This window comes from Halorubrum sp. C191 (assembly GCF_002727095.1).
GTDB lineage: Archaea > Halobacteriota > Halobacteria > Halobacteriales > Haloferacaceae > Halorubrum > Halorubrum ezzemoulense.
In genome coordinates this window covers 1-2882 of the sequence record NZ_NHNZ01000214.1, presented here as the reverse complement: position 1 = coordinate 2882, position 2882 = coordinate 1, and the positions used below count along the sequence as shown (strand labels likewise).

The following is a 2882-nucleotide window of genomic DNA, read 5'->3' as shown; positions in this document are numbered from 1 at the left end:
GCCGCTCGACGGCGCGCGCCACCACACCTCGGCACAGCACCGACAGCGATCCGCTACCGCGTTATTCGAACTCCGGATCGCGCTTCTCCAGGAAAGCCGTCATCCCCTCGCGCTGATCGTGCGTCCCGAAGAGGCCGGCCCACGCACGGCGCTCCAAGGCGAGCCCGGTCGCCGCCGACCCCTCGCCGGCCGCGTTCAGCGCCTCCTTCGCCGCGCGCAGCGCGGTCGTCGGCTTCGCTGCCAGCTCGCCGGCCAGGTCGTCGATCCGGTCTTCGAAGTCGTCGTCCGCGACGACCTCGCCGAGGAAGATCAGCCGGCGGGCGACCTCGTCGCCGACGAGCGCCGGGAGCCGCTGCGTGCCGCCCCAGCCGGGGATGATCCCCAGATCGATCTCGGTCTGCCCGAGGACGGCGCTCTCGGCGGCGACCCGCAGGTCACAGGCCAGGGCGAGCTCGCACCCGCCGCCGAAGGCGTGACCGTCGACGGCGGCGATCGTCGGCGCGGGGAACGTCTCGATCGCGTCCGCGACGCGGTGGCCAAGCTCGGCGTACGCCTGCGCCTCGGGCGTCGAGAGGTCGACCATGTGCGAGATGTCCGCGCCCGCGACGAACGCCTCGTCGCCCGCACCGGCGATCACGAGGACGCGAGCGTCGCGCTCGGCGGCCTCGTCGAGCGCGTCCTCGATCGCTTCGAGCGTCTCGGCGGTGAGCGCGTTGAGCTGCTCCGGTCGGTCGACGGTGATCGTCGCGACTCCGCGGTCGTCGACGTCGAAGGCGATGGTGTCCCAACTCATACCCGCCCCGTCTCGCGGCGACGTGAAAACGGTTCGGCAGGCGGATCCGACTCGGTCGGAGGCGGGGCTCCGCGGGCGGCGGCGACTCGACGGTCAGACCTCTTCGCGGCTGTCGATCCCGGTGTAGATGAACCACGCCGTCGTGTACACGCCGACGAACAGCAGGTAGCCGACGATCAGTCCCCCGAGCTGGCGGCTCGCGAGCCCGCCGGGGAGCGTCCGCGAGAGGATGCCGAGCGCGAGGGCGAAGACGACGAGCGAGAACAGCCCCGAAAGGGCGTACACGCCGAGGTCGGAGGTGAAGCGGTCGCGCACGCACCCACCAACGCGTTCCCCTTACATACCGCCGTCGGTCGCGCGCCGGTCGGCGCGTCGTCTCGAAGTCCGGGCGAGCGCCGCTCGTTGCGCGGATTGCAACCCCTATAAGCCCCCGGCCACACGTACCGGTATGAACGGGAACCGGTTCGGCCGACTCTTCCAGCTGACGACCTACGGCGAGAGCCACGGCGACGCGATGGGCGTCACCGTCTCCGGCGTGCCAGCGGGCGTCGAGCTCGACGAGGAGGCGATTCAGGCGCAGCTCGACCGGCGCAAGCCGGGCCAGTCGATGATCACCACCTCGCGGGGCGAGCCCGACGAGGTCGTCGTCAACTCCGGCGTCCAGGACGGCTACACCACGGGCACCCCGATCGGAATGGTGATCCAGAACAAGGACGCCCGCTCGGGGAAGTACGAGCCGTTCGTCACCGCGCCGCGCCCCTCGCACGGCGACTACACCTACTCCGCGAAGTTCGGCACACGCAACTGGGGCGGCGGCGGGCGCTCCTCGGCGCGCGAGACGGTGAACTGGGTCGCGGCCGGCGCGGTCGCCGAACAGGTGCTCGACGCCTCTGACCACGACGTCGAGATCAAAGCGCACGTCAATCGCATCGGCGACATCGAGGCCGCCCCGGTGAGCTTCGGGCAAATCCTCGAACACAGCGAGGAGAACGACGTGCGCTGCGCCGACCCCGAGGCGGCCGCGGAGATGCAGGAGCTGATCGAGGAGTACCAGGAGGAGGGCGACTCGATCGGCGGTTCGATCTACTTCGAGTGCCGGGGCGTCCCCCGGGGGCTCGGATCGCCGCGCTTCGACAGCTTCCCCGCCCGCCTCGGGCAGGCGATGTTCTCCATCCCGGCGACCACCGGCGTCGAGTACGGGCTGGGGAAGGACGCGACGCACGTGGCGGGCAGCGAGCGCAACGAGGACTGGACGTTCGACGACGGCGAGTCGTTCGACCACGTCGAGAGCGAGGAGGGCGACCCCGTCCCCGTGGGCAACGACCACGGCGGCCTCCAGGGCGGGATCACCACGGGCGAGCCGATCTACGGCGAGGCGACGTGGCACGCGCCGACCTCGATCCCGAAGAAGCAGCGCTCGGCCGACTGGGAGACCGGCGAGGAGAAGGAGGTCCAGGTCGTCGGCCGCCACGACCCCGTCCTCCCGCCGCGGGCCGTCCCCGTCGTCGAGGCGATGCTGTACTGTACGGTGCTCGACTTCATGCTGCTCGGCGGCCGGATCAACCCGGACCGCGTCGACGGCAACCCGGGACAGTACGACACCGATTACCACCCGAGTAGCCCGCGCAACGAGTAGCGACCGACGCCCGCACCCGGGCCTGTGCCGCGGTCGTGCGCTTCCAGCGTCCGGCGCCCGCTCACACCACGACGACGGCGTCGACGACGACGAGCAGGACGAAGCCGACGAGGAACGCGCCGGTCGCGGCGTCGGCGTGCCCGTGCCCGTGCGAGGATGGGATCAGCTCGCGGAAGACGACCGCGAGCATCGCGCCCGCGGCGAACCCCGACGACACCGGGAACAGTCCGGCCCCGACCGACACGAGCGAGAAGCCGAAGACCGCGGCGACGACCTGCGGGACCACTCCCGAGAGGGTCGTGTACCAGACCACCCGGAGGTTCGACATCCCGGTCTCCGCCATCGGCACCGCGAACGCGAACCCGTCGGGCACGTTCTGAAGGCCGATGACGACCGCGAGCAACAGCGCGACCTCCTCCAGCCCGGAGGCGAACGCGACGCCGATCGCCAGCC

4 protein-coding genes are annotated in these 2882 nt (G+C 71.2%); 1 reads left to right on the top strand and 3 read right to left on the bottom strand.

The window, feature by feature from the left end:
* Positions 1 to 61: 61 nt before the first annotated feature.
* Together Z052_RS18590 and Z052_RS18585 are read right to left on the bottom strand one after the other, a co-directional pair.
* Positions 62 to 793, bottom strand: coding sequence for an enoyl-CoA hydratase/isomerase family protein (locus Z052_RS18590; protein ID WP_099289344.1), 732 nt, complete (start codon positions 791 to 793; stop codon positions 62 to 64).
* Positions 794 to 886: 93 nt separating this feature from the next.
* Positions 887 to 1108, bottom strand: coding sequence for a hypothetical protein (locus Z052_RS18585; protein WP_049929687.1), 222 nt, complete (start codon positions 1106 to 1108; stop codon positions 887 to 889).
* 133 nt (positions 1109 to 1241) lie between these two features.
* Here Z052_RS18585 and aroC point away from each other — a divergent pair, with 133 nt between their 5' ends.
* The gene (gene aroC / locus Z052_RS18580; protein ID WP_049929688.1) at positions 1242 to 2429 is read left to right on the top strand and encodes a chorismate synthase; all 1188 of its coding nucleotides are present in this window, start codon (positions 1242 to 1244) and stop codon (positions 2427 to 2429) included.
* Positions 2430 to 2490: 61 nt separating this feature from the next.
* Here aroC and Z052_RS18575 read toward each other — a convergent pair.
* A partial coding sequence (locus tag Z052_RS18575) for a ZIP family metal transporter (protein WP_394338392.1) occupies positions 2491 to 2882 on the bottom strand: 392 nt, incomplete at its 5' end.